The following is a 24494-nucleotide window of genomic DNA, read 5'->3' as shown; positions in this document are numbered from 1 at the left end:
GATGCGCTTAGTCTTCAGTCAAAATAGAACGCAAAGTATCAATCAAACGTAGGTTGTCTTCAGCCACACCTACTGTGATACGCAGCCAGCTAGGTAGTCCATAAGCATCTAGCGGACGGACAATAACGCCTTGTTCAAGTAGCGCTTGGTGGATGGAAGCAGCGGTTATATCTTCCATCTCAACCTGTACTTCGACCATAATAAAATTGGCATGCGACTTCACAAAGCCCAACCCTAGCGCGTCAAACTGCTTTTCTAACCAACGCATTTGCTCATCGTTTATGAGACGAGTTTTTTCGATAAAGTCTTGATCAGCAATTGCAGCAGCAGCAGCAGCTAAACCGACACGGCTGACGTTAAATGGCTGACGAATACGGTTCAATAAACTTGCAACCGCTACTGAGCTTAGGGCATAGCCTACGCGCAAACCTGCCAGCCCATAAGCTTTAGAAAAAGTGCGGACAATAATGACATTATCGAACTCATCTAATAGTGCGCGGTTGTTACTCTCAGGACTATACTCGATATAAGCTTCATCTAGCACTACCAAGACTGAGCTTGGTACACTAGCAACGAACTGATACAGCTCTTTTTGCTCTAGCTGCGTACCCGTTGGATTGTTCGGATTGGCAATAAAGACGATTTTGGTATTCGGATTATCTTGTACCGCTTGGCTCATGGCTTTTAGATTGTGGCCAAAGCGCTGAGCAGGCACTTCAATTCCTGTGGCACCTTGCATCTTTGCTAGCATAGGATATACCACAAAAGCATACTGGCTATAGACGATGGCATCATCAGCACCCACAAAGCTGCGTGCTAAAATATCGAGCAAATCATCAGAGCCATTACCCAAGGTAATTTGATTGGCATTGACATCGTTAAAGTCAGCCAGCGCTTGCTTTAGATAGTAACCATTGCCATCAGGATAACGTGACAACTGCCCTAGCTGCTCAGTTACTGCTAGCGTCACTCGTGGTGAGCATCCCATTGGATTCTCATTGCTAGCCAGCTTGACCACGTCTGAAACACCATACTCACGTGTCAGCTCCTCAATTGGCTTACCAGTTTGATAAGGTGCCAATGCCAAAATACTGTCGTAAGCTGGCGTTAACGGCGATAGATCTGACGCGGTCAATTGAGTAGTCTGCATGGTTTATCCTTAGATGGTGTCTATAAATGCTTTTTTTAATGCTATCTGCGAAAGCTAAGACTCATCTATTATGTATGAATACCAGTGAGTAAACCTATAGTTGTCTATAGGTAGTCGTCTATAAGACAGCTTTTGGATATGAGCCTAATATGCGCAAATCTTTGACCAATGGACGAATATCATTGATGGCAGCGCTAACGTTTGGATCATTAACATGACCATTCATATCGATAAAGAATACGTATGCCCACTTGTTAGGACGCTCAGGGCGCGTTTCAATACTGGTCATCGATACGCCATGATATGACAAAGGTTTCAAGATTTCGATCAGTGCGCCTGCTTTATCGTGAGCGGAGACGACGATAGAAGTTTTGTCTTGACCAGATGGTGCAATCGCCTCATGACCGATAATAAGGAAGCGTGTGGTGTTGCTTGGATTGTCTTCGATATTTGAGTAGAGCTTATGCAAGCCATACTCTGCAACAGCAACATCACCTGCAATCGCAGCTGAATGCCATTCGTTTTTGAGGCGGCGAGCGGCTTCACCATTGCTTGATACAGCAACGCGTTCGACATTAGGGAAGTTTACATCTAGCCAATGACGGCACTGAGCAAGCGACTGCTGGTGCGAATAAATACGGCTCAAGCCATCAATCTTGGTATGTTCAGCGACTAAGAAGTTTTGATGAATTGGCAATTCAACTTCGCCAATAATTTTCAAAGTAGAAGATAAGAAACCATCTAGAGTATGGTTGACTACGCCTTCTGAAGAGTTTTCGACAGGAACCACGCCATACATCGCTGTACCCGCTTCGACTTCGCGGAACACATCAGTAATGGTTGTCATCGGTACGGTATCCGCGGCTTTACCAAAGTGCTTGAGCGCAGCGGCATGCGTAAAGGTACCGACAGGGCCCAAGAAGGCAATACGCTGCGGCGCTTCTAAATCCAAGCATACTGACATGATTTCACGGAATAAGCGTGCCATTTTCTCATCAGCGATTGGACCCGCATTACGCTCCATGACAGCTTTTAGCACCTGTGCTTCACGCTCAGGGCGGTAAAAGATAGGATTGCTATTGTCATCAGCAGCGGTATGGTTTTTCTTTACCATGGCTACTTGCTGAGCCAACTTTGCACGGTTGTTGATTAACGTTTGGATCTCACAGTCTACTGCGTCAATATTTTGGCGAATATTGTATAAAAACTCTTTTTCAGTTGCGGTATCGCTAGCGCCTGTAGTGGTTTGATTTAGATTATCCATTGTTTGCTCTGGTGACTGCTCGCTCATTACCGCCCATCCTTTTTAGATTTTATCGCTGTTAGATATTACTATTATTTAAATTCTGATATTACATTGCTATTACGTAGGGTAGCACTATTGCCAAATCTGACTGTTTTCTGTTTTTAGTTAAAGACTAAGACTGATGGTAGAAACTATATTCAAAATCAACCTCAAAACAGTCTATCAAAAACACCTTATATTGCTAGTGCCATTTGGCGTTAATGCTATATTAGGGCGTGTTGAACATTCAAATGTGGTGCTGGCAGTGACTATTTTTTAGACAATATGCAGTGAAATTTTTGACGCCTAGTCATTCTAGGTTAAACAATTTCGCCATATATTGGCAGAAAATAGTACTGCCCTGAAAGGCTGATGCTAAAATCACCCCAAACGTCGTTACAAGCCTAGTTAAGGTCTCGACATTATCGTCGGCTTGCGCCTAGTTTGGTGCAATTTTAGCGATCAGCAGCCCTAATATTTGAATGTTCAACACGCCCTTACTGCCAAATACAGCAGCTTGATACATAGCCGGCTCTACTATAGCAAAAACTAAGGTCAGTGCCCATGCGTAAATGCGTATAAATATACCAACTGTGATTAATATTAGCACAGTTGAGCCAGATAACAGCGATGCATAGCATAACTATGAGGCAACACCTGCTCAAAACTGTGTTACAGTTCCAGTTCAGCTCCCTACCCTTTTATATATAAGAGGAGCATCATGTGATTAATAAGAAAAAGGATACCTGATGAGCGCATTACAACAGCTACGCACTATGACCACGATTGTTGCTGATACTGGTGACCTTGCCGCTATTGCCCGTTTAAAACCTATCGATGCAACCACCAACCCAAGCCTTATTACCAAGGCTCTGATTCATCCTGACAACCAAGGCATGTTGTCGGAGACCATGAGTCGTCACAATGGTGACGTGGATGCCGTGATCGATGCGCTGACCATTCAGGTTGGCTGCGATATTTTAGAGCTGATCGAAGGCCGAGTCTCTACTGAAGTGGACGCTCGCTTATCTTACGACACTCAAGCGACGATAGATAAGGCACTGGCCTTTATGGATGCTTACCAAAAAGCGGGCGTCGATTCAGAGCGAGTATTGATCAAAATGGCGGCAACTTGGCAAGGTATTGAGGCGGCGCGCTATCTTGAGACTCAAAATATCCACTGCAACCTGACCCTGCTGTTTGGACAACACCAAGCGATTGCCTGTGCAGATGCTGGTGTGACCCTGATATCGCCTTTCGTTGGCCGTATTCTAGATTGGCAAAAACGCCAACAAAGCCGTCAAAACGTACCGGCTTCTGATGACATGGGCGTACAGTCAGTCAAGCTCATTTATCAGTATTACAAACAGCACGGTTACGAGACACAAGTAATGGGCGCTAGTTTCCGCTCTACCGAGCAAATTTTGGCATTGGCAGGCTGTGACTTATTGACGATAGCTCCCAACCTCATTGATGAGTTGGCAACCATGGATACCGAGGTAACTCGCCAACTGTCTCCGAGTATGTCGATGGATATGAAGGCGATGACTCAGGTAAGCTTAACGCACGAAGAGTTTAGTGCTGCGTATCAGCAAGACAAGGTTACACAGGACTTGTTACCTAAGGGTATTGACGGTTTTATCGGGGCGCGTGACGAGCTGGCTAAGACATTGGCAGCCATTCGCGGCCAATAATAGCCACACGACAGAGCACGACGGATACTGGGCTGGCACAAAAGATATTTGCCTACTAATAGTAAGTTGGCTATCATTACCTACTTCAAATGACAAGAAGCAAGGCTTATATGAAACGGCTATCAATATTATTGACAGGCAGTGCTTTAGCGATCAGCGCCCAGGCAGTTAACTGGGTAGAGGTGTCCGAGAGCAGCTCTGGATCAATTTTTAGTATAGATTTGGATTCTATTGAAAGCTCTGACATCAGTATCATAGATGAAAAAGACGTCGAAAATATCATGGTATCTATCCTTAGAACCTATCCTAAAGACAAAGATGCCGATAAAGATGATTCAAAGGAAGAAAAAAACAGTATTGACCATAGTGAGCAACAACTACTCATTTCATGCAAAGATGCCAGTTACTATAGACGAGCCTTTGTTAACTACGATGCTGAAGGCAAAGTAACCAAGTCATGGCAGTCAGAAAAACCAATATTGACCACAAAAGATTTTAAAGTCACCACCCCAAAGACAGTCGGTCGTACGGTGATAGAGCAGTCTTGTAAGGACTACGAACAAGACGAAGAGCAATAAATACAGCCTACTTAACACAATACTAAAAAACATCAATACAGTATCGAAAAAGCGCCCTGACATAGTATCAGGGCGCTTTTTATTTGGAGAATCGTTTAACTATATCAACAATACAACCTGTCTAGTAGTCAAAGAAATAGCAATTTGCTTTAGGCTTTTAGTACCGTATAAACAGGTACTGGGAACTCGCCATGCAAGTCGACCAAGTCCAATAACACTAGCGCACCGACCACAGTATGGTCAGCTGATTGACATAGCTCGTAAGCAGTAGTCAACGTACCACCAGTCGCTAAGATATCATCAACCAATAGTACGCGCTCAGGCGGTAGATTGTTTTGCATCTCAAGCGTGTCTTTACCATATTCCAGTGCGTAGGCTTTGTTGGCAACTGGTGGTGGCAGCTTACCTGGTTTACGTAGCAAGATCATGCCTTTGCCCAGACGGCCTGCTAGCATACTGGCAAATACAAAGCCGCGCGCTTCCACTGCACCCAGACAATCTACCTCGTCCATAAGCCCTTCTGGCAAAGCGGCAAGTAGCGCATCGATGACAGCGTCAATATGACTGCGCAGTAACGGGGTAATGTCATAAAAATCAATGCCAGCTTTTGGAAAGTCTGGTACTGTGCGAATAATCTGCCAAAACGGATGGTCAGTATTGAGCACATGAGACGTCTCATTGTTGGTGGCGGATGTGGCGGCGGCATTGGTACTCATGATGACCCTTAGCTTATGTATTTAGATGGTTTAGTTAGTTTAGATAAGACAACAACTGGATGATATATCAGCGATAAATGCTAAGCATTACTGTGAATTTAGCGGCGATTATTATAGCATAATTGGTTTTTGTATGGCGGGCTGGCGTCCAGTCTCGTTATTAAGCGCTAATAAGGTAACGTATGTGATTGACTTGATAAAAGAAAAGTCATCTCAATATACAAGTGTAAACTTAACTATGAAAATTGCGGTTATATGCTAAACTACGTGCGTTTTTGCAGTCTAATATAATAGCTGTAATATTAAAAATGAGCGTTTATAGCACGCTGTAACTGTAATACTGGTAATGATCGATAGGACTATTTATGAAACGTTATGAATGTATTGTCTGCGGCTGGATATATGATGAGGCGCTTGGCTGCCCAGAAGAAGGTATCGCACCTGGTACTAAGTGGGAAGACATCCCTGATGACTGGACTTGCCCTGAGTGCGGTGTCGGCAAGCTTGATTTTGAGATGCTTGAGCTGTAGTAGATGACCCTCTAATTAGGACACTTCATGACAAAATCAAATGACATCAATAGTGCCAAATTGCCTGAAACGCTAGATAACAATCTAGAAGATCATCTGAATAACTACCCTACTCCTGAGTGGCGCAAATTTGGGGAGCATCAATGGCGCGACTCTGACTTGAGTAAGCACCTTCGTCAAGCAATGATTGACATCGGTGATGGTATTGAGTTGTGTGTCGAAGCTGGCGGTAATCCCAATAATCCGCCGCTGCTGATGATCATGGGGTTAGGCTCACAAATGATATTTTGGCCAGACAATTTTATTAAGCGCTTTATCGATGCTGGTTTTTTTGTGATTCGTTTTGATAATCGTGATATCGGCTTGTCTTCTAAAGTGCAGATAGAAGGCTTGCCGCGTATTAGCCAGCTTAAAATGATGGTTCGTCTACAGACAGGGTTGTCTAACAAAAGCACGCAGGTTGCTTACAACTTGACGGACATGGCTGAAGACACCGCGCGTTTGATTAAAGCACTAAAGCTTGGTAAAACACACCTGCTTGGGGCTTCGATGGGCGGTATGATTGCACAAATCGTGGCAGCACGTTATCCAAGCTTAGTACAGCGAATGGCACTTATGTTTACCACGACCAATCGTGCGTTTTTGAAGCCACCCAAGCCCAAACAGCTATACACCCTTATCAATCGTCCAGAGAGTCACTCTGAGCGTGATATCGTGCGTCATAGTGTTTGGTTTATGAAGACCGTTGGTACACCAGGTCATGTGAATGTGCGTATGGTGCGTGAAATCGCTAAGATTCGCTATCAGCGTAATTTTCACCCGCTTGGTACAGTACAGCAGCTCAATGCTATCTTGGCATCAGGCTCTATCAGTCGGTTTAGTAAGCAAGTCAAAGCACCAACGATTGTATTACATGGTAGCGCTGACGGACTCCTGCCTGCCTCGCAGGGCCGAGTCGTTGCCAAGACCATCCCTAATGCTACGTTCCATCTCATCGAGGGCATGGCACACGATATTCCAGAGTATTATCAGCCTTATATGGTTGACTTAATCAGCAATCATTTATCAAGCAACTAGCTTTAAAAACATCAGTGTCGAAAAAAGAGTGTAAAACCTAGCGAAAAATCACAGGTTTTACACTCTTTTTTATTGCCTGTTTAATCCTAGGGCGTGTCCTCAATTCAATCGATAGCTATCTAAATGGGTTAAAAATGGCTAAATCTTGCCAAATTGTGTCAAATAGCTGGTTAATATCTCGATATTAACCAGCTATTTTCCTTGTTTGACTGCGATTTATCTCATTTTTATCACCACTCTTAAAACGAGGACACGCCCTAGTAATTGCATCAATCACAAGCAACAGCAGTGCCTGTTTTATCAACACACATTTTATTCCCATTCTTTAGGTTACCAATCCACGCCTTGCCATCTGTAAATACAAAGGATGGTTTGCCCTGATAGCTATCGTTAGCGTTCACACCACTATTAGCAAAGCGAAAAGGGATCGCTAGCTCACCGCCTAAATTGACAAAGCCCCACTCTTCACCGATACGCACGCCAGCATACTCCTCAGAGAACGGACGCACTTCATCAAATGAGTAGGTAATCATAGTGACATTATTGTCATCGACGAAACCCCATTTACCATCTTGCTGACGCGATTGAAACGTCGTAAAACGCGTTGGTACAGACTGTGATGCTGCGCTAGGTTTTTCGTTAGAAGAAGTAGATTTATTCACTGCTTGAGTGTCATTCTGGGCATTTGGATCATTCGCTGCATTACCGTTTTTATCCACCCAACTGGTTGCACGGCCTTTGCGTACACGCGCTACCCCATTACGATAATTATCGATATCATCAATCGCTGCAGAAAACGAGACAACGGTACTATTGGATGTGTTAATCACACCATAGTTACCCTCTTTTTTTACCACGATACGCCCATCCGATACAGGGCGCGCCCAACCTTGACTCTCTGTCAATATATCGTACATGGCAGGCACCACTTCACGGCCCTGCATATTGAGATAACCGACGCGACTGTTGCGCAGTACAGGCAACAGACCGCCTGACAGTTTATCGGCATCGACTTTTTGATAACGTGACAAATCAACGACTCGTTTGCCTTTTTTATCGATTAAAGCCACTGGCGCACCAAAATCCTTGATCGCCAAAAAGTAACTACTACTGGCTGTGCAGGAAACGTTTTTATAATAACTTTTTGGGATTTTACAACTGGCGGCGTGTGCGCTAGGCATCAAAAACAATGCGCTAGATAGCATCGTCACGACGACACTGTATTGCGATATTTTTGGTAGCAAGCCAGACAATGTATGTGGCTGTTTTTTTGATAGCAATCGTTGAAGCATAAATAAACCTAGACAAATAATATAGATTGTTTGGTATAACAAATCAGACGTTGAGTACATTATATCGTCAATCTACTATACATGTGTTGCCGCGTTAATGTCGCTTAAAGTGCTACACACATATCCTCCGTGCAGAAATATCACTTGTATACATTATGCTCTTTTATACTCTTATGAATCGACGCTCTGATACAAATATTTTGATACAAATACCATTACCCAATTGTCATAAGTCTATTGTGAAAAACGTAGCTATATCAGATGCTTTGGTTATTTATTTGCGTCTAACGTGCCCAATAATTTTCCTTACAGCGATAGTATCTGTATTCACCGTAATAAATTATGGTTTTGCCATTTCATTTTGTACTTAAAACCACGACAATATGGCTTTGTGTCAACATAAGTTCTGACATGATGCAATGATAATAAGAGTGCTGTTATTCAAAATGCTGTTATTCAAATACTGTTATAAGGACAAATTATGGCTATTGCTTCAACGCGATCTGCACCTATTGGCTTAGTCATTGGTTGTATCATTTTTGGATTGGGCAGTTTGATTGTCGCTCATGTCGATATTGGTGGTTGGGCCATGTCGTTTTGGCGATTGGCTGTTTCTGGTCTTGTATTTGCGGTATTGGCTAAGATAATGGGTCAACGAATGCCCAAATCAAGACGCGCCATTTTTTATGCGCTACTATCAGGGGCGTTTTTAGGCTTAGATTTGGCACTGTGGCATGAGAGTATTTATGCGGTTGGGCCTGGTATTTCGACGCTGCTTAATAGTCTGCAAATATTTTTCTTGGCCGCGATTGGGTTTATGTATTTCAATGAGCGTCAGTCTATCGTACAGCTTATTAGTTTGTTTTTAGCCATGATAGGCGTGGCAATGATAGGTAGCCCTGAATTCGCACACAATACCGCTGCGACTTGGGGCTTTGTCACTGGGATTGTATCTGGTGCCATGCTAGCGGCTTCGATGACCTTTATCCGCAAAACGCACGATACGGAACCGACGCCTATATTTATGTTAATGCAGCTAATCAGTATCGGCGGCGTCTTAGCCATGATTGTACCGATGTTTGTATTTGACACAGGTAATATTCTGCCCAATACATGGTCTGAGATTGGCTGGGTACTTATCTATGGTACAGTGATGCAATGCTTGGCATGGGGCTTGATTGCCTACTCTATTCCTAAACTATCTCTGGCACTGACTGGACTGCTATTATTGACTGAACCTATTGCAGCCCTTGTCATTGACTATAGCTGGCTGGACAAGCCGATTAACACTTTACAGTGGAGTGGCGCATTATTAACGATGTTTGCTATTTACTTAGGCTCATTGAAGCCAAAGCCACGCGCCCTTCGACGCTATCGGTTTTTTTCAAGATTTTATAAGCGAGATTATAAATAGTTCCGATACTGCTGTTCGCTACTACTGTTGCTCAATATTGCCATACAAAAAGCGCCCATGCTATCGATAGCATGGGCGCTTTTTGTTAGATGAGATATGCTTTGACCATCTTTATTTGATAGGCGCAAACTTCACTCTCATCAGTATTACTTATTTCGCTTCAGAGCTTTGGTTAAACAAGGCATTCAACACAATAGCGGCTAAAGTAGCAGTACCGATACCGCCTAAATCAAAGCCACCCAAATGCAAGCTAAAATTACCAGTACCCATAATGACCGTTACTGCTGCAATAATCAGATTGCTGTTTTTACTAAAATCAATATGGCTATCGATCCAGATTTTTATCCCAGCAACCGTGATAAGGCCGAAGACAACAATAGAAGCACCGCCCAATAGAGCCGCTGGGATGGTCTGAATGATCGCACCAAACTTTGGTGACAGTCCCAATATGATAGCAACCAAACCTGCTACGACAAATATCGTCGTGCTATACACTTTGGTAACCGCCATGACACCGATGTTTTCAGCGTAAGTAGTAACACCTGTACCACCAAATCCTGCTGAAAAGGTCGTGGCCAAACCGTCCGCCAAAAATGCTCGGCCCATATAAGGAGTTACACGAGCCTTGGTCATGCCCTCTACTGCCTTAAAGTGCCCTAGATTTTCAGCCACCAAAATAAAGGCCACAGGTGCAATTAGGATAATAGCGCTCATCTCAAAGCGCGGCGTATGAATGCTTGGTAGTCCAAACCATGAAGCGGCGGCTACCGTACTAAAATCAATCGCAGTACCAAAGCCTAAAATATTGGTCATGACGAAATAAGCAACGTACGACAGAACCAGACCGACGAGTAGCAACAGACGACGCAACATACCGCGAGTAAATACTGCAACACCACTAATGAGCAATACGGTCAAGGTAGCCATCCAAGCATCAAACTGATTGGCAGACACGCCTTGAATGGTCACTGGCGCCAAGTTAAGACCGATAATCATGACAATCGCACCTGTCACGATAGGCGGCATCAAACGCTCAATCCAGCCTGTTCCCGTCTTCATCACGAGCAAGCCAATCAACGCATAAATGATACCGCAGGCCATAATACCGCCTAGCGCAACATTTAGATTGTCATTGAATCCTGCGCCTGCATAAGCGGTCACTGCGATGACTGGACCAATAAAAGCAAAGCTTGATCCCAAATAGCTTGGCATGCGCCCACCGGTAATCATAAAGAACATTACCGTACAGATACCAGACATCAAGATAGCTAAGTTAGGATCAAACCCCATCAATAAAGGCGCAAGCACAGTTGCACCAAACATGGCAAACGTATGCTGTATACCGAGCAATACGCTTTTTGACGGAGGTAGATAGTCGTTGATACCGACTGGATCACGATCCAAGTCGCCCTTATAAGGACGCCATGTCGGGAACCAACGGCCATTTTCAAAGTCTGGATTGTGCGGATAATTGATAGCGGCTGAATCAATGCCTGCAGACTCCAAGGCATTTTGAGTCGATAGATCTTGAGCGCTATTGTCTGACGCTGATGAAGGGTCTTTTTGAGATGGCATGCGCGCTTGTCCTATGTGAGCTAAGCTAAAGTAATAGGCTAGAATAACTGATAAAATAAGTATATTAATAAATGGACATATTTCTAAGGGCTTGTATAAATAGAAGAACGTTAAGTCTTCCTATCTATAATATGTCATCCCAATTCATTCATTTATGTTGTAATATGACAAACCAAAAGTATTATTTGGTATGATAGCCATATCTTGCTAGATGTATGAATACGGATATGTCTGACTGAAAAATTTAGTCTTTTTTAATCCGTCTTATTTTACGATGATAACCAACTTACAGGATGTTACATAGTTGTTGACTGCGAGCATGATAACGGAGTTTCAAAATAAATAAAAGTTATTATTCAACTGCCCTCAGTGCTCATTTACCTTATAACCTTCATAAATAGTGTCTCGCGCCCACCTATCATTGGTGACTAGGAGCGATGGCTGTCTATTATATTTTTCACAAAAGCGCCCAATGCCATAGATAAAATAGGCTAAAGCGCTTAAAATTTTTGGTGACTTATTATGATCAGTGTTTTTGATTTATTTAAAATCGGCATCGGCCCATCCAGTTCGCATACAGTCGGACCGATGGTCGCTGCAAACTTATTTTTGACCTCGCTAACTGAGCAGATGGAACTGACTGCTGTTAAGACCATTGAGATTGAGCTGTATGGTTCTTTAGCGGCGACCGGAAAAGGCCATGCAACAGATACGGCTATATTGTTAGGCCTGCTTGGACATACACCTAGTACGATAGACACACGCATGACCAGTAGCTACCTATCTCCTATCTTCTCTGACAAAATTCTCAATGTATCAGGCACGCATACGATTGCTTTTGATACAGAGCAAGATATCTACTGGTATGACGATACTGTGCTGCCTTATCACCCTAATGCATTGACGCTACGCGCTATCTCAACTGAAGGCGTTCGCTATCAGCAGACTTATTATTCAGTCGGTGGCGGTTTTGTTATTAATGAAGAAGATGCAACTAACCCAGACGAAGATCATGCCAGCCCGACCATCGATAGAGTTCCCTATCCGTTCAATAACGCAGCAGAGCTACTAGAGCAATGTCGTGAGCATGATTTGAGTATCAGCGAATTGGTACTGGCAAACGAATGTCACTTCCATGCCAAAGAAGAAGTCTTTGCTTACTTAGATAGCATTTGGGAAGTGATGCAAGACTGCGTCAAACAAGGCTGTGAAAATGGCGGCATCCTACCGGGTGGATTAGATGTTAAACGCCGTGCCCAAGATTTGCATACGCAGCTGTGCGCTGAAAAAGACCAACCTATCACTAAAACTGATAAGTTAGCCGCTATGGACTGGGTCGATTTGTACGCGCTCGCCGTCAATGAAGAAAATGCCAATGGCGGTAAAGTAGTCACGGCTCCAACCAATGGCGCAGCAGGTATCATTCCTGCCGTACTGCATTACTATCGTGATTTTTTGCCCAACTACAGCCAAAATGGTGTTCGTAAATTTTTGCTAAACGCCACTGCTATCGGTAGCCTTATCAAGCAAAATGCTTCAATCTCTGGTGCTGAAGTCGGTTGCCAAGGTGAAGTTGGTTCTGCGTGTGCAATGGCAGGCTCTGCACTGGCAGAAATCATGAATGGCACGCCAGCCAAATGTTTAAATGCGGCAGAGATTGGCATTGAGCATAATCTAGGCCTTACTTGTGATCCTATTGGCGGCTTGGTACAAGTGCCTTGTATCGAGCGTAATGCGATGGGTGCAGTCAAGGCAATTAATGCGGCGCGCCTAGCCTGTAGAGGTAATGGTCAGCACTTCGTCTCTTTAGACAAAGCGATAGAGACGATGAAGCAAACAGGTGCCGATATGTCTGATAAATATAAAGAGACGGCACGAGGCGGTCTGGCGGTTTATGCTGATAATAGAATCCCTACAGCAACGCGCGGTGTTAGCGTCAACTACAGTCAATGCTAATCCGACTTCTCGAGAAATAATTTACTAACAATAAACACGTAAAAAGGCCTCTAACGAATTAGAGGCCTTTTTGTCATGTATAACTGCTTTATCGTCTATATATTGCTATCAATATTATTCAGCAGTTTTTGATACCACTTCGTTTAGAATCCAAACTGGCTGTACGACATTTGAGCCTTCTGCGGTTACTGCTTCTTGGCGTACATCTAGGACATAACGATAGTTCGGCTCATAGGTAAAGCCTTGAATATTACCGTTTAGCGTGGTGTAGTTTTTCTGATAAGTTTGACGATACTGCAAGCACTGTGATTCGACCATGCTGCCATCAGTAGCAGTTAAGTCACATACTGCTTTACGCGGTGCAATTTCTACTTCAAAACTTGGGATGTTTACTACTTTTACATTCATAGGTTGTCCTTCAACAACCATCGTGCGCTCATCATCCATACTCATCGTAGAGCAACCAGAAAGGGCAAAAGTTGTCATCAATGCTGCAAGTGCTAATTTCTTCATTATTCAATCCTCAGATAATTGTTATTGATTCTTTATCAATAGTTTAGTTACTGGCTTAACTACTAACTTATGGTTGCTTAGATAAAATTATTATTTTGAACACCTTATCTTGCTTTGCTACAAGCTAATAAGGTTGTTTGCTTCTTACTGAAACCAGTATAGATCGCTAGTCGTCTTACCCTCTATAACTACTTTGTAAAGTAACGTCAGCTTTTGCAACTGATGTTAATGAAGCGTATTGAATAGCAGAGTTATTTGCTACTGAGAAAATAATTTACACTAAAAAGCCAGAACAATATTTGTTCTGGCTTTGATACAACTATGCAAATTCTGTTTTGTTAAGAATGACTAGCTACGATAATCAGCGTTTATTTTGACGTAATCGTATGATAAATCGCAGGTATATACGGTATCGCTAGCATCACCACGTGCAAGATCGATATGGATAGTAATCTCAGGTCGGCTCATGACTGTTTTGCCCGCCTCTTCTGTATAGTCAGGTGCAACACCGCCATTTTGGCAAATCATTACCTCGTCTAGATACACATCGACTTGCTCTGTGTCTAGATCTTCGATACCAGCATAGCCCACTGCTGCTAATATGCGTCCCCAGTTAGCATCACTAGCAAAGAATGCCGTTTTTACTAAGGGTGAATGTGCGACTGCATAAGCCACATCGCAGCATTCTTGCGTGGTTTGACCGCCAGTCACCTTGACCGTCATAAATTTAGTAGCGCCTTCGCCATCACGCACAATCAATTGTGCCAGACGGACGAACACATCAGCCAATGCATCGAATACAGGCTGATAATGTGGGTGCTCTGGACTATCAATCACCTCTGAGCTAGCAGCACCTGTTGCAATCAACACACAACAATCATTGGTTGAGGTATCGCCATCGACAGTAATGCGGTTGAAAGACTGCTCATTGATAGCGCTTAGCATCTCTTGTAATAAGTCAGCAGCGATATTAGCATCTGTCGCCACATAGCCCAGCATAGTCGCCATATTTGGGCGTATCATTCCTGAGCCTTTAGACATACCAGTAACATGATAGCTAGTACCTGCTACATCAATTTTTTGGCTGGCTAATTTAGGAATGGTATCTGTCGTGCGAATGCCATTAGCAGCGGCTAGCCAGCTATCAGGCGCTAGATTAGCCAATGCATTATCCAGACCTGCGATAACCGCATCACTATTTAACGGCTCACCAATGACACCGGTAGAGAATGGCAATATCGTATTGGTATCTACACCGGCTTTGTCAGCTAATGCTGTACAGATATCAATAGCGCGGCGCTTACCATCAGCGCCCGTACCTGCATTTGCGTTACCTGTATTGGTGACTAAATAGCGCGGACTAACCTTAGCAAAGTGCTCACGCAATACTCGCACTGGCGCGGCGCAAAAGGTGTTTTTAGTGGTTACAACCGCAGTAGTAGCTTTGTCAGATATTTCGATGACTACTAAATCATCGCGGTCTTTGTAGCGAACGCCTGCCGCTGTGGCACTGAGCTTGATACCGTCGATAGGATAGATAACGTCAGGTACTGATACATTTCCAACAGCCATAATAAAATCCTTATTTTTCAATTTTTATCGTTATTTATGAAATACTAAGTGATAAACACTACAGTCAGTTCAAGACAGTTCAGATGCAAGGAAAACTAGCCACAGCACTACAATAAGCAGTCTGAACAAGCTAATCATCGTATCTAATTGACATGAGATTGACTACATATAAGTATCACAGTATATAAGTATTACGGTTTCTTTAGGTCAAATGCCGACCAAATCGGTGCATGGTCAGATGGTTTTTCCATAGCACGTAGCTCATAGCTGATACCAGCATCGATACATTTATCGATTAAGTCTGAGGTACATAGGATATGATCAATACGTAACCCGCGCTTAGGTTCATCATTGAAGCCGCGACTACGATAATCAAACCAACTATATAACTCGGTGCTCTCGGGATAATGCAAACGGTAAGTATCTGTCAGCTCACGTGACATCAATGCCGAATACCATTCACGCTCTTCTGGCAGAAATGAGGTTTTTCTGTTTTTCAACCAACGCTTGGCATTAACTTCACCAATACCAATATCGATATCTTCTGGTGCAATATTCATATCACCCATGACGATAATCGAACGACCTTCCGCTTTTAACGTATCAATATAAGCCATTAAATTGGCATAATAAGCGCGCTTCATTGGAAATTTAGTCGGGTGATCTTGGCTCTCTCCTTGCGGAAAGTAACCATTGAGCACATCTACTTCACGACCTTCAAACTCATAACGTGCATGGATAAAACGCTTTTGGGCTTCTTCATCTTCGCCAGGGAAGCCTTTTTGTACGAATATAGGTGCAGCTTTGGATAATAGTGCAACGCCATAATGCCCTTTTTGCCCAAAATACTCGACGTGGTAGCCTAGGCTTTCGATATCGCTAAGCGGAAATTGATCATCATGAACCTTGGTTTCTTGTAGGCCCATGACATCAGGATCGATTACCTCACGCACCGCCTCGAGCTGATGCTGTCGTGCACGGATACCATTGATGTTAAAACTGACAAAACGGGTCATAAACTGTCCTATACTGATTGGTTGGAATATAGCGCTCTATAAATGGGTGAAATATAAACGACTATGATAACAAATGTAAGCGGCTCTAGCGGTTGCATGGCCTGATATCTTGAGCTAGAGTAACTCTATTATAAGCACTATCTATTATTGGTCTATCTGAAACACTTTTATTCAACAATACTTATTAAGAATATCGAGCATCACTATGACAACAATTAAGCAAAAAAATACGACATCAGCCATGAATGATGACACCAAACCATTATTTGCTAAAGATTATAACGTCTATATTAACCATACTGATGCTGGCGGTATAGTCTATCACGCCAATCACTTGGTGTTTTTTGAAAACTGCCGACGCGACTGGTTTACTGAACTGGAATTAAATGGGTATTTTTTACAGACTGATAGTGGTGAAGTACAGCATTTTGTCGTGAGTCAGGCAGACTTGCAATACAAAAGAGCCATTCTATTAGATGAGGTGATCAGCGTACGTATTGATAAAGTGGAGCTAAAACCTGCCAGCATCATATTTTACCAAAGTATCTATCGCAATTTACCAAATCATGGCTCTACCGAAACAGATAATAGCCAGCTACTAAGCAGCACCAAAATCGTTATTGCCTGCGTACAAAATCTCGTCAAACCAGAGCCGATGAGTAATGATGAAATAGGCAGCGATAAACCAGATACTTCAGCGACAACCCCACCAATGCGTCCTATTCGTGTACCAAAAAAACTGCGCGTTACGATCGAACAAGCTATCGACGAGCAAGTGAATGGTCAGCAGTAGAACGCTATGAGCATAGATACGGATAGAGTGTTGCTTGAATTTGATAATCTATGGGTACATAGCCAACGAACGATACGTACTCATAGCATTAAAGATAGCAAAGAAGCACTGAAAAAACCTTCTATGCCGTCTAGCATTTATCAAAAATGGACAAGCAAGCTAACCGCAAACACTCCACTGGATAAAGAGCCATCAACTCATGATCGAACGCTAATAAGCGATGCGAGCGGTACGCTATTGTCAGGGCAAGTCACTGTTTTGACTGGAGCGTCTGGTAGCGGTAAATCAGTACTATTGCGAATATTAGCAGGATTATTGCCAATGAGCGGTGGTACTGTTCGTTTGGATGATGGCACGTCAAGTAATGTTTATCACGATATTCATGAGACTGCACCTGTACTGTGGCGCCAGCAAGTTGCCCTACTCGCTCAGCACCCACAGTTGTTAGACGGCAGTGTCCTTGAAAACTTACAAATGCCTTATAAATTGCACGCTCACCAGTCGCAGACTTTTGATAGAGACTGGCATATTGCTCAGCTTGAACATTTGGACAGAAGTGCAGACTTTTTGCAACAAGACGCCAAGCACTTATCTGGTGGCGAGCGTCAACTGGTCAATACATTGCGTCTATTGCAGCTTAGTCCACAAGTTCTATTGCTAGATGAACCAACTGCTGCTTTGGACATGGACACTTCAGCACAGCTAGTCAACTTACTTATCAACTGGTTGCACACAGATGCACAGCGCACACTCCTATGGGTGACTCACGACACAAAAGATATTATGCCTTTGGCAAATAGACATTGGCATATGCAAGCAGGTGTGCTCATTGCAGACTCTTGAAGAACTTTTATACAAGAATATCTAATCAAATGAGTAAGTCGTCGTATAGTTGCTCAGACAATTTAGCACGTTAATAACTTCAACCCTAACCTTGTATTATTACCATAATTACTTCCTAAATAAGCTCATACGAGTGGTACGAATGATATGCAAATTTTTCTCACTTATAGTGATATCGCTCTTGCTAGCAGCCTAATTATCATTGTACTACTCATTTCTTGGCGCTTACGTTTAAAGCTCAGCAAGACCCTTTTGATAGCGGCACTTCGTACGATTATACAGCTTAGCTTTATTGGGCTGATACTGGCGTGGATTTTTGCACGTGAACAATGGTATGAAGTGCTACTTATCTTAACGATCATGACTTTAATTGCAGGAAGTGCCGCCAAAAATCGCGTTAAACGCAGTTATAAAGGGTTATTAACAGATACATTATTGGCAGTCGGTATCTCAGCAATACTAGTAACGGCGATTGCGATTATAGCGATTTTGAATGTGCAGCCTTGGTATACACCGCAATTCATTATTCCTATATTGGGTCTGATATTAGGGAACTCTCTGACTGCCATTTCTTTGACAAGTAATCAATTGATTGAATCCTTTCATGAGAAATCTGGACGTATCGAAATGATGCTCAGTCTATCTGCTAAACCATTCGAAGCCGTCCATGAGCAGATAAAAGCAGCTATCACTAATGGCATGACCCCAACTTTAAACTCTATGCTAGTCGTCGGTATTGTTAGCTTACCAGGCATGATGACGGGTCAAATCCTAGCGGGCGCCGATCCCACTCAAGCCGTACGCTATCAAATAGTCACTATGTTCCTGATATGTGTCAGCAGCACACTTGGCTGCACTATTAGTGCATTACTCATCTATCGACGTTTCTTTAATAAAAAAGATCAGTTTATTTTGCCGCAATAATTTTGGCATCTGCATTCGTTTGTATTTTATTAGCTTACCAACATTAATTATCTAATACTTCGTTTATGAAATAACAAAGTTAATATATTCTCATAAGTTAATATATGTACTGCTCAGTATCGCTTACTGTTATTGTTTTAGACTAAATTCATGCTAATGTATTGCTTAAATGTATCGTTTTTTTGATACTTTATTTGTAAGTTGTAGATAAATAGTTTTAGAACGAGCATTATTTTCATTACTGAACTTTTTATTTGTTTGTTCTATTTAATGCTTTATCTAAATACTCATTAAATAGAATGCTGTTATAGCAGCAAAAAGACTAGCTATTAATCAATAGACAGGGATGCTATTGAATATGGTATATACCACCTAAATAAGTGGTGGTTTGTACTATTGATAGATTGACAAATACCTTCTTAAAATACTTTAGCCTATATCAAATCGCAAGGATGCTAACTATGATATCGAACAAACCTTGGCTTTCTCAATATCCAGCCGGTGTGCCAAAAACCATTAATCCCGATAGATATAGCAGCATCATGGAGCTGTACGAAGAATGCTTCGATCGCTTCCGTGGACATCCAATGAGCATTTGTATGGGAGTGACTCATACTTATGGTGATATTGATAATGCTTCAATGGCAGTCGCTGCTTGGCTACAGAATCAAGGCTTGCCAAAAGGTAGTGTCGTCGCTCTCATGATGCCAAACGTTCCACAGTATCTGCCCACCATGATTGGAATACTACGTGCAGGCTACGTTTGTACCCCTGTTAACCCACTATATACTGGCCGAGAATTACGCCATCAGCTGAACGATTCTGGTGCTCAAGCAATTTTTGTGGTTGATAACTTTGCCCAAGCGCTTGAGCAAGTCATTGAAGAAACAGCTATCAAACGTGTAATCCTATCGAAGATGGGCGATATGATGGGTTTGAAAGGTATTTTGGTCAATACGATTATTCGTCAGGTCAAACGCTTAGTACCCAAGTACAATCTCAATGACCCTAAGTACCATGTCACTAAATTCCCTGAAGTATTGAAAAAAGGTAAAAACCTACCTTTTCAGCAACCAAAAATGTCTTTGGATCAAAAAGCATTTCTACAATATACAGGCGGTACCACAGGTCTTTCGAAAGGCGCTATTTTGTCACAGCGTAATATCGTAGCAGCAGCGATGCAATCCGAGGCATGGACTCGCCCTATCACATCAGAAATTAACGAAGTGTATATCAATATGGTGATGGCGCTGCCGCTGTATCATATATTCGCATTCATGCTTAGCCTACTTGGTATGCGTTCAGGCTATACCTTTATACTAGTCCCTAATCCACGCGATATTCCTGGATTTGTTAAAACCTTATCAAAACAACCGTTCCATATTTTCCCTGCGGTTAATACCCTCTTTAAAGGATTGCTCGATAATCCTAACTTTAAAGATTTGGACTTTAGCTCTTTACGTATCTCACAAGCTGGTGGTATGGCGGCTACTGAGCAAACTGCGAATCGATGGTTAGAAGTGACGGGCTGCGCGATGATCGAAGGTTGGGGTATGACAGAAGGCGTTGCAGTTGGTACCGCCAACGTTATTACCAATCGTGAGTTTAACGGTACTATCGGTGTACCAGCCCCTGGTGTCGATGTCATTATTATCGATGAAGACGGCAAGCATGTAGGTTTAAACGAAGGGGGCGAGCTATGTATTAAAGGCCCTAACGTAACCTCTGGATATCTAAATAGAGACAGTAGTGCTGATTTTACTAGTGATGGTTATTTCCGCACTGGTGATATCGTCAGCATGGATGACAAGGGTTATATTAAACTGCTAGATCGCAAAAAAGACATGATCTTGGTTTCAGGCTTCAATGTATTTCCAAACGAAATTGAGTCCGTGATGCTTGATTGTGATGGTATTCTTGACTGCGCGGTAATTGGCATTCCTGATAGTCATCAAGGTGAAGCGGTCAAAATATACGTAGTACCTGAAGACAATAATGTTACCAAAGAAGTGATTACAGATTTTGCGTTAGACAATCTAACGGGTTATAAGTGTCCACGTCACATTGAGTTTGTGAGCGACTTACCAAAGAGTAATGTCGGTAAAGTACTGCGTCAAAAATTGCGTGAAAAACACAATGCAGACTACCCTCAAGTATAAATAGAGACAATTTTTAAAAAATTCTAAAAGCATGAATTTATTTTTACTAAAGGCATCTTACAGTAATTGTAAGATGCCCTTTTTGTATATTTATTTTCTGTCATTCAACTATAAAATTTCTCTATTATAATTACTACAAATCTACTTTCATATTCAGTTATATGACATTTTTTGAATAAATTTCATGTTAATTACTTGATAAGAAAGTAAATTATTTGTCTAGGTATTTTCTGATTATTCAACATATATTATTTCATTTATCAAATTTAACTGTAAACTATCAAGTTCTTGTATAAGAATAACAGGCACGGTTGTAGTTATGTTAATGTATTGCCAAAATGTGTCACTATACTTTCTGTTATTTTGATCTTATATAATTATGATTCATATCGATTGATTAGCAGCATTACTAGTAGCTATTTTCATTACCAAAACATTAATTGGTTTTTTAATCTGATGAGCTATTTATGCTCTGTGATTAAATCAAACTTTATAAGGGCCCCGTATTTTAGCAGTATGTGAACATATAGGATAGCACTCGACAATTTCTTGCTAACGGAACAGCGATTTAAATTGTTGACATGGATGTGACTACTTTTTTATAGAGCCTTAATTTATTTTAATATTTAAGGACGCTAATCATGACTGTAGATAAACCTTGGCTTGCTCAATACCCAGAAAATGTACCCAAGACGATTAATCCTGATCAGTATGAAAGCCTCATAGAGTTATATGAAGAGTGTTTTAACCGCTTTCGTATGCATCCGATGACTATCTGTATGGGTGTGACGCATACTTATGGTGATGTTGATAACGCTTCACTAGCAGTAGCAGCATGGTTACAGGCTCAAGGTTTACCTAAAGGCAGCGTAGTGGCTCTGATGATGCCGAACGTGCCACAATACCTACCGACTATGATTGGTATTCTGCGTGCAGGTTACGTTTGTACACCTATCAATCCGCTATATACAGGCCGTGAGCTACGTCATCAATTGAACGACTCGGGCGCTCAGGTTATTTTTGTTGTGGATAATTTTGCCCAGGCTTTAGAGCAAGTCATTGAAGAGACCAATATCAAACGTATCGTGCTATCGAAAATGGGCGATATGATGGGTTTAAAAGGTATTTTGGTCAATACAGTCATCCGTCAGGTCAAACGCTTGGTTCCAAAATACAATCTAAATGATCCTAAGTACAATGTCACTAAATTCCCTGAAGTATTGAAAAAGGGAAAAAACCTACCTATTCAAGCACCAAAAACCACCCTACAACAAAAAGCGATTTTGCAATATACAGGTGGTACGACTGGATTATCTAAAGGTGCTGTCCTAACACAACGTAATGTCGTTGCTGCTGCTATGCAATCAGAGGCATGGTATCGTCCTGTGACCTCAGGTATTAATGAGGTATATATCAATATGGTTATGGCTTTACCGCTGTATCATATATTCGCATTCATGCTGAGTTTGCTAGGTATGCGTTCAGGTTATACCTTTATCCTAGTACCTAATCCGCGCGATATGCCAGGTTTTGTCAAAACCTTATCAAAACAACCGTTCCACATCTTCCCTGCTGTGAACACTCTATTTAAAGGTTTACTTGACCAGCCAAACTTTAAAGACTTGGACTTTAGCTCGTTACGTATCACTCAAGCTGGTGGTATGGCGGCAACTGAGCAAACCGCAGCACGTTGGTTAGAAGTGACTGGCTGCCCTATGGTTGAAGGTTGGGGTATGACTGAAGGCGTGGCTGGTGGTACTGCCAACGTTATCACTGACCGCAAGTTCAACGGTACTATTGGTATACCTGTACCGAGTGTCGATATTATCGTGGTTGACGAAAACGGTGAGCGTGTTGGCATGCATCAAGCAGGCGAGATGTGTATCAAAGGTCCAAACGTCATGTCAGGATACTTTAATAAAGACAATAGCAATGACTTTACTCGCGATGGCTACTTCCGCACTGGTGATATCGTTAGCATGGATGAGAAAGGCTACTTTACTCTACTAGATCGTAAGAAAGACATGATCTTAGTTTCAGGCTTCAATGTATTTCCGAATGAGATCGAATCTGTCATGCTTGATTGTGATGGTATTGTCGATTGCGCCGTAATTGGCATTCCTGATGAAAATCAAGGTGAAGCGGTTAAAATTTACATCGTACCTGCCGATAATAACGTCACTAAAGAAGTCATTAAAGAATTTGCGCTGGACAATTTGACTGGTTATAAGTGTCCACGTCATATTGAGTTTGTTAGTGAACTACCAAAGAGTAATGTTGGTAAAATACTACGTCAAAAACTTCGTGAACAGCATATGTCAAATAATCCTCAAACGTTGTAATACTTGCCCTGCTATTTCAGAGCAAATAGAAGAAGCCCACTACAATAATAGTGGGCTTCTTCTTTTCTACCTTAGGAAAACCAATTTGATTAGCTTAGTTTATTCATTACTTGTAATGGCAAGTGCTTCATCGCATGACTGACCATAGACCAAGGCAGGCTCGGTACACAGGCTTCATCTACGCCCGCTTCGATAGCTGCGACAATGGCTTTAGTACCAGTATCTGTATCGACTTCAAATGGTAATGGCTTAGACCCTTCATTGATTTCGGTGCGAATATAGCCCGGGTAAATTGTAGAAACTTTGATAGGAAGATTGGTCAAAAGCATATCAGCACGAATGCCTTCTGCTAAATGAGCCAAGCCAGCTTTACTTGCACCATAGGTTGTCAGATGCCTAGGCAATCCACGCATGGCTGACATGCTCGATATCACGACCAAATGGCCATTGTTCTGAGCACGGAAGATATTCATGGCGGCTTCACACTGTGCCAGTGCGGCGACAAAATTGACATCAGCAGTGCGACGATTGGTTTCAAAATGCCCTTTACCAATGCGGCGGCTATCACCAATACCTGCATTGACCACCACTCGCTCAATGCTACCGAAGTCATCTGCAAAAGCATCAAATACTTGAAAAACCGTATCGTAATCACTCACATCTAGTGCTTGGTATTCGACTCGAATATCAGGATACTTCTGCATCATCGCAGACTTTAAATGCTCTAAACGATCAGTGCGACGCGCACATATGGCCAAGTTGTAGCCAAGGCTAGCAAACAGTCTGGCCATGCCCTCGCCCAGACCTGAACTGGCACCTGTGATAAGCACCGTTTTACCTGTGCCTACTTGCTGCTTACTCAGGTCTTTTAGATAGCTTGTAGGTCGAACCGCGCCTACTATCTGGTTTTTGCTATGGCGCGCACTTTTAGCAACCAATTTTATTAATTTATTTTGCATGTACCGTCCTTTGTATATCGATATTACACAGAATCAAATCGGTATTTCTTAGTATAAACGTCGATAAGGCTTATACTTTAAGCAGATATGACACTACATTATTCGC

At 42.3% G+C, this 24494-nt stretch carries 20 protein-coding genes; 11 read left to right on the top strand and 9 right to left on the bottom strand.

Annotation, left to right across the window (positions count from 1 at the left end):
* Window positions 1-7 precede the first annotated feature (7 nt).
* Window positions 8-1150, bottom strand: a complete 1143-nt coding sequence (gene hisC / locus I3249_RS09085; protein ID WP_238069646.1) for a histidinol-phosphate transaminase — start codon at window positions 1148-1150, stop codon at window positions 8-10.
* Between the two features lie 118 nt (window positions 1151-1268).
* Window positions 1269-2441 carry a prephenate dehydratase gene (gene pheA, locus I3249_RS09080; RefSeq protein ID WP_238069644.1) on the bottom strand — a complete coding sequence of 391 codons (1173 nt, stop codon included), beginning with the start codon at window positions 2439-2441 and terminating at the stop codon, window positions 1269-1271.
* A 743-nt stretch (window positions 2442-3184) separates the two neighbouring features.
* Between pheA and I3249_RS09075 the strand changes: the two genes are divergently transcribed.
* Both I3249_RS09075 and I3249_RS09070 read left to right on the top strand, forming a co-directional pair.
* A complete protein-coding gene (locus tag I3249_RS09075; RefSeq protein ID WP_238069642.1) occupies window positions 3185-4129 on the top strand; it encodes a transaldolase in 945 nt (314 codons plus the stop codon).
* Window positions 4130-4239: 110 nt separating this feature from the next.
* Window positions 4240-4707: a hypothetical protein gene (locus I3249_RS09070; RefSeq protein ID WP_238069640.1), complete on the top strand. Its 468-nt coding sequence runs from the start codon at window positions 4240-4242 to the stop codon at window positions 4705-4707.
* A 149-nt stretch (window positions 4708-4856) separates the two neighbouring features.
* On the opposite strand, the gene I3249_RS09065 is transcribed toward I3249_RS09070, so the two are convergent.
* Window positions 4857-5423, bottom strand: a complete 567-nt coding sequence (locus tag I3249_RS09065) for an adenine phosphoribosyltransferase (RefSeq protein WP_057759806.1) — start codon at window positions 5421-5423, stop codon at window positions 4857-4859.
* Between the two features lie 365 nt (window positions 5424-5788).
* Between I3249_RS09065 and I3249_RS09060 the strand changes: the two genes are divergently transcribed.
* Both I3249_RS09060 and I3249_RS09055 read left to right on the top strand, forming a co-directional pair.
* The gene (locus tag I3249_RS09060) at window positions 5789-5953 is read left to right on the top strand and encodes a rubredoxin (protein ID WP_057759803.1); all 165 of its coding nucleotides are present in this window, start codon (window positions 5789-5791) and stop codon (window positions 5951-5953) included.
* A gap of 27 nt (window positions 5954-5980) precedes the next feature.
* Entirely contained in the window at window positions 5981-7030 is a 1050-nt protein-coding gene (locus I3249_RS09055; RefSeq protein ID WP_057759800.1) for an alpha/beta hydrolase, read from the top strand.
* A gap of 269 nt (window positions 7031-7299) precedes the next feature.
* On the opposite strand, the gene I3249_RS09050 is transcribed toward I3249_RS09055, so the two are convergent.
* Entirely contained in the window at window positions 7300-8322 is a 1023-nt protein-coding gene (locus I3249_RS09050) for a WG repeat-containing protein (protein ID WP_238069638.1), read from the bottom strand.
* Between the two features lie 481 nt (window positions 8323-8803).
* Between I3249_RS09050 and I3249_RS09045 the strand changes: the two genes are divergently transcribed.
* Entirely contained in the window at window positions 8804-9736 is a 933-nt protein-coding gene (locus I3249_RS09045; protein WP_238069636.1) for a DMT family transporter, read from the top strand.
* 150 nt (window positions 9737-9886) lie between these two features.
* Here the strand turns inward: I3249_RS09045 and I3249_RS09040 are convergent, their stop codons facing one another.
* Window positions 9887-11311 carry a solute carrier family 23 protein gene (locus I3249_RS09040; protein WP_102092484.1) on the bottom strand — a complete coding sequence of 475 codons (1425 nt, stop codon included), beginning with the start codon at window positions 11309-11311 and terminating at the stop codon, window positions 9887-9889.
* A gap of 522 nt (window positions 11312-11833) precedes the next feature.
* On the opposite strand from I3249_RS09040, the gene I3249_RS09035 reads away from it, so the two are divergent.
* Window positions 11834-13267: an L-serine ammonia-lyase gene (locus tag I3249_RS09035; protein ID WP_238069634.1), complete on the top strand. Its 1434-nt coding sequence runs from the start codon at window positions 11834-11836 to the stop codon at window positions 13265-13267.
* Window positions 13268-13381: 114 nt separating this feature from the next.
* On the opposite strand, the gene I3249_RS09030 is transcribed toward I3249_RS09035, so the two are convergent.
* From I3249_RS09030 to xthA, 3 genes are all read right to left on the bottom strand, one after another.
* A complete protein-coding gene (locus tag I3249_RS09030; protein WP_101204449.1) occupies window positions 13382-13780 on the bottom strand; it encodes a DUF4377 domain-containing protein in 399 nt (132 codons plus the stop codon).
* A gap of 348 nt (window positions 13781-14128) precedes the next feature.
* On the bottom strand, window positions 14129-15352 hold the full coding sequence (argJ, locus tag I3249_RS09025) for a bifunctional glutamate N-acetyltransferase/amino-acid acetyltransferase ArgJ (protein ID WP_238069632.1): 1224 nt from the start codon (window positions 15350-15352) through the stop codon (window positions 14129-14131).
* 191 nt (window positions 15353-15543) lie between these two features.
* The gene (gene xthA, locus I3249_RS09020) at window positions 15544-16368 is read right to left on the bottom strand and encodes an exodeoxyribonuclease III (RefSeq protein ID WP_238069630.1); all 825 of its coding nucleotides are present in this window, start codon (window positions 16366-16368) and stop codon (window positions 15544-15546) included.
* Window positions 16369-16609: 241 nt separating this feature from the next.
* Here xthA and I3249_RS09015 point away from each other — a divergent pair, with 241 nt between their 5' ends.
* The 5 genes from I3249_RS09015 to I3249_RS08995 all read left to right on the top strand — a co-directional run bounded on the left by I3249_RS09015 (window position 16610) and on the right by I3249_RS08995 (window position 23429).
* On the top strand, window positions 16610-17161 hold the full coding sequence (locus I3249_RS09015; protein WP_346268582.1) for a thioesterase: 552 nt from the start codon (window positions 16610-16612) through the stop codon (window positions 17159-17161).
* Between the two features lie 6 nt (window positions 17162-17167).
* Complete coding sequence (locus tag I3249_RS09010) at window positions 17168-18004, top strand: ATP-binding cassette domain-containing protein (RefSeq protein WP_238069626.1); 837 nt, start codon at window positions 17168-17170, stop codon at window positions 18002-18004.
* Between the two features lie 147 nt (window positions 18005-18151).
* The gene (fetB, locus tag I3249_RS09005; RefSeq protein ID WP_238069624.1) at window positions 18152-18928 is read left to right on the top strand and encodes an iron export ABC transporter permease subunit FetB; all 777 of its coding nucleotides are present in this window, start codon (window positions 18152-18154) and stop codon (window positions 18926-18928) included.
* 461 nt (window positions 18929-19389) lie between these two features.
* Complete coding sequence (locus I3249_RS09000; RefSeq protein WP_102092868.1) at window positions 19390-21087, top strand: AMP-binding protein; 1698 nt, start codon at window positions 19390-19392, stop codon at window positions 21085-21087.
* A gap of 641 nt (window positions 21088-21728) precedes the next feature.
* Window positions 21729-23429, top strand: coding sequence for an AMP-binding protein (locus I3249_RS08995; RefSeq protein WP_238069622.1), 1701 nt, complete (start codon window positions 21729-21731; stop codon window positions 23427-23429).
* Between the two features lie 89 nt (window positions 23430-23518).
* On the opposite strand, the gene I3249_RS08990 is transcribed toward I3249_RS08995, so the two are convergent.
* Entirely contained in the window at window positions 23519-24388 is an 870-nt protein-coding gene (locus tag I3249_RS08990; protein ID WP_269137235.1) for an SDR family oxidoreductase, read from the bottom strand.
* Window positions 24389-24494: the final 106 nt, after the last annotated feature.

Source organism: Psychrobacter sp. Ps1 (assembly GCF_022129425.1).
Taxonomy (GTDB): Bacteria; Pseudomonadota; Gammaproteobacteria; order Pseudomonadales; family Moraxellaceae; genus Psychrobacter.
Note: the sequence above shows the minus strand (reverse complement) of the source record. Positions and strands in the feature narration are given on the sequence as shown.

Excerpts from the sequence above, each read along its gene's own strand:
- I3249_RS09040 (WP_102092484.1), bottom strand. The coding sequence starts at position 11,311 with ATGCCATCTCAAAAAGACCCTTCATCAGCGTCAGACAATAGCGCTCAA.
- I3249_RS09010 (WP_238069626.1), top strand. The coding sequence starts at position 17,168 with ATGAGCATAGATACGGATAGAGTGTTGCTTGAATTTGATAATCTATGG.
- I3249_RS09030 (WP_101204449.1), bottom strand. The coding sequence starts at position 13,780 with ATGAAGAAATTAGCACTTGCAGCATTGATGACAACTTTTGCCCTTTCT.
- I3249_RS09050 (WP_238069638.1), bottom strand. The coding sequence starts at position 8,322 with ATGCTTCAACGATTGCTATCAAAAAAACAGCCACATACATTGTCTGGC.
- hisC (WP_238069646.1), bottom strand. The coding sequence starts at position 1,150 with ATGCAGACTACTCAATTGACCGCGTCAGATCTATCGCCGTTAACGCCA.
- I3249_RS09060 (WP_057759803.1), top strand. The coding sequence starts at position 5,789 with ATGAAACGTTATGAATGTATTGTCTGCGGCTGGATATATGATGAGGCG.
- argJ (WP_238069632.1), bottom strand. The coding sequence starts at position 15,352 with ATGGCTGTTGGAAATGTATCAGTACCTGACGTTATCTATCCTATCGAC.
- I3249_RS09065 (WP_057759806.1), bottom strand. The coding sequence starts at position 5,423 with ATGAGTACCAATGCCGCCGCCACATCCGCCACCAACAATGAGACGTCT.
- I3249_RS09055 (WP_057759800.1), top strand. The coding sequence starts at position 5,981 with ATGACAAAATCAAATGACATCAATAGTGCCAAATTGCCTGAAACGCTA.
- I3249_RS09045 (WP_238069636.1), top strand. The coding sequence starts at position 8,804 with ATGGCTATTGCTTCAACGCGATCTGCACCTATTGGCTTAGTCATTGGT.
- I3249_RS09015 (WP_346268582.1), top strand. The coding sequence starts at position 16,610 with ATGAATGATGACACCAAACCATTATTTGCTAAAGATTATAACGTCTAT.
- xthA (WP_238069630.1), bottom strand. The coding sequence starts at position 16,368 with ATGACCCGTTTTGTCAGTTTTAACATCAATGGTATCCGTGCACGACAG.
- fetB (WP_238069624.1), top strand. The coding sequence starts at position 18,152 with ATGCAAATTTTTCTCACTTATAGTGATATCGCTCTTGCTAGCAGCCTA.
- I3249_RS08990 (WP_269137235.1), bottom strand. The coding sequence starts at position 24,388 with ATGCAAAATAAATTAATAAAATTGGTTGCTAAAAGTGCGCGCCATAGC.
- I3249_RS09035 (WP_238069634.1), top strand. The coding sequence starts at position 11,834 with ATGATCAGTGTTTTTGATTTATTTAAAATCGGCATCGGCCCATCCAGT.
- I3249_RS09000 (WP_102092868.1), top strand. The coding sequence starts at position 19,390 with ATGATATCGAACAAACCTTGGCTTTCTCAATATCCAGCCGGTGTGCCA.
- pheA (WP_238069644.1), bottom strand. The coding sequence starts at position 2,441 with ATGAGCGAGCAGTCACCAGAGCAAACAATGGATAATCTAAATCAAACC.
- I3249_RS09075 (WP_238069642.1), top strand. The coding sequence starts at position 3,185 with ATGAGCGCATTACAACAGCTACGCACTATGACCACGATTGTTGCTGAT.
- I3249_RS09070 (WP_238069640.1), top strand. The coding sequence starts at position 4,240 with ATGAAACGGCTATCAATATTATTGACAGGCAGTGCTTTAGCGATCAGC.
- I3249_RS08995 (WP_238069622.1), top strand. The coding sequence starts at position 21,729 with ATGACTGTAGATAAACCTTGGCTTGCTCAATACCCAGAAAATGTACCC.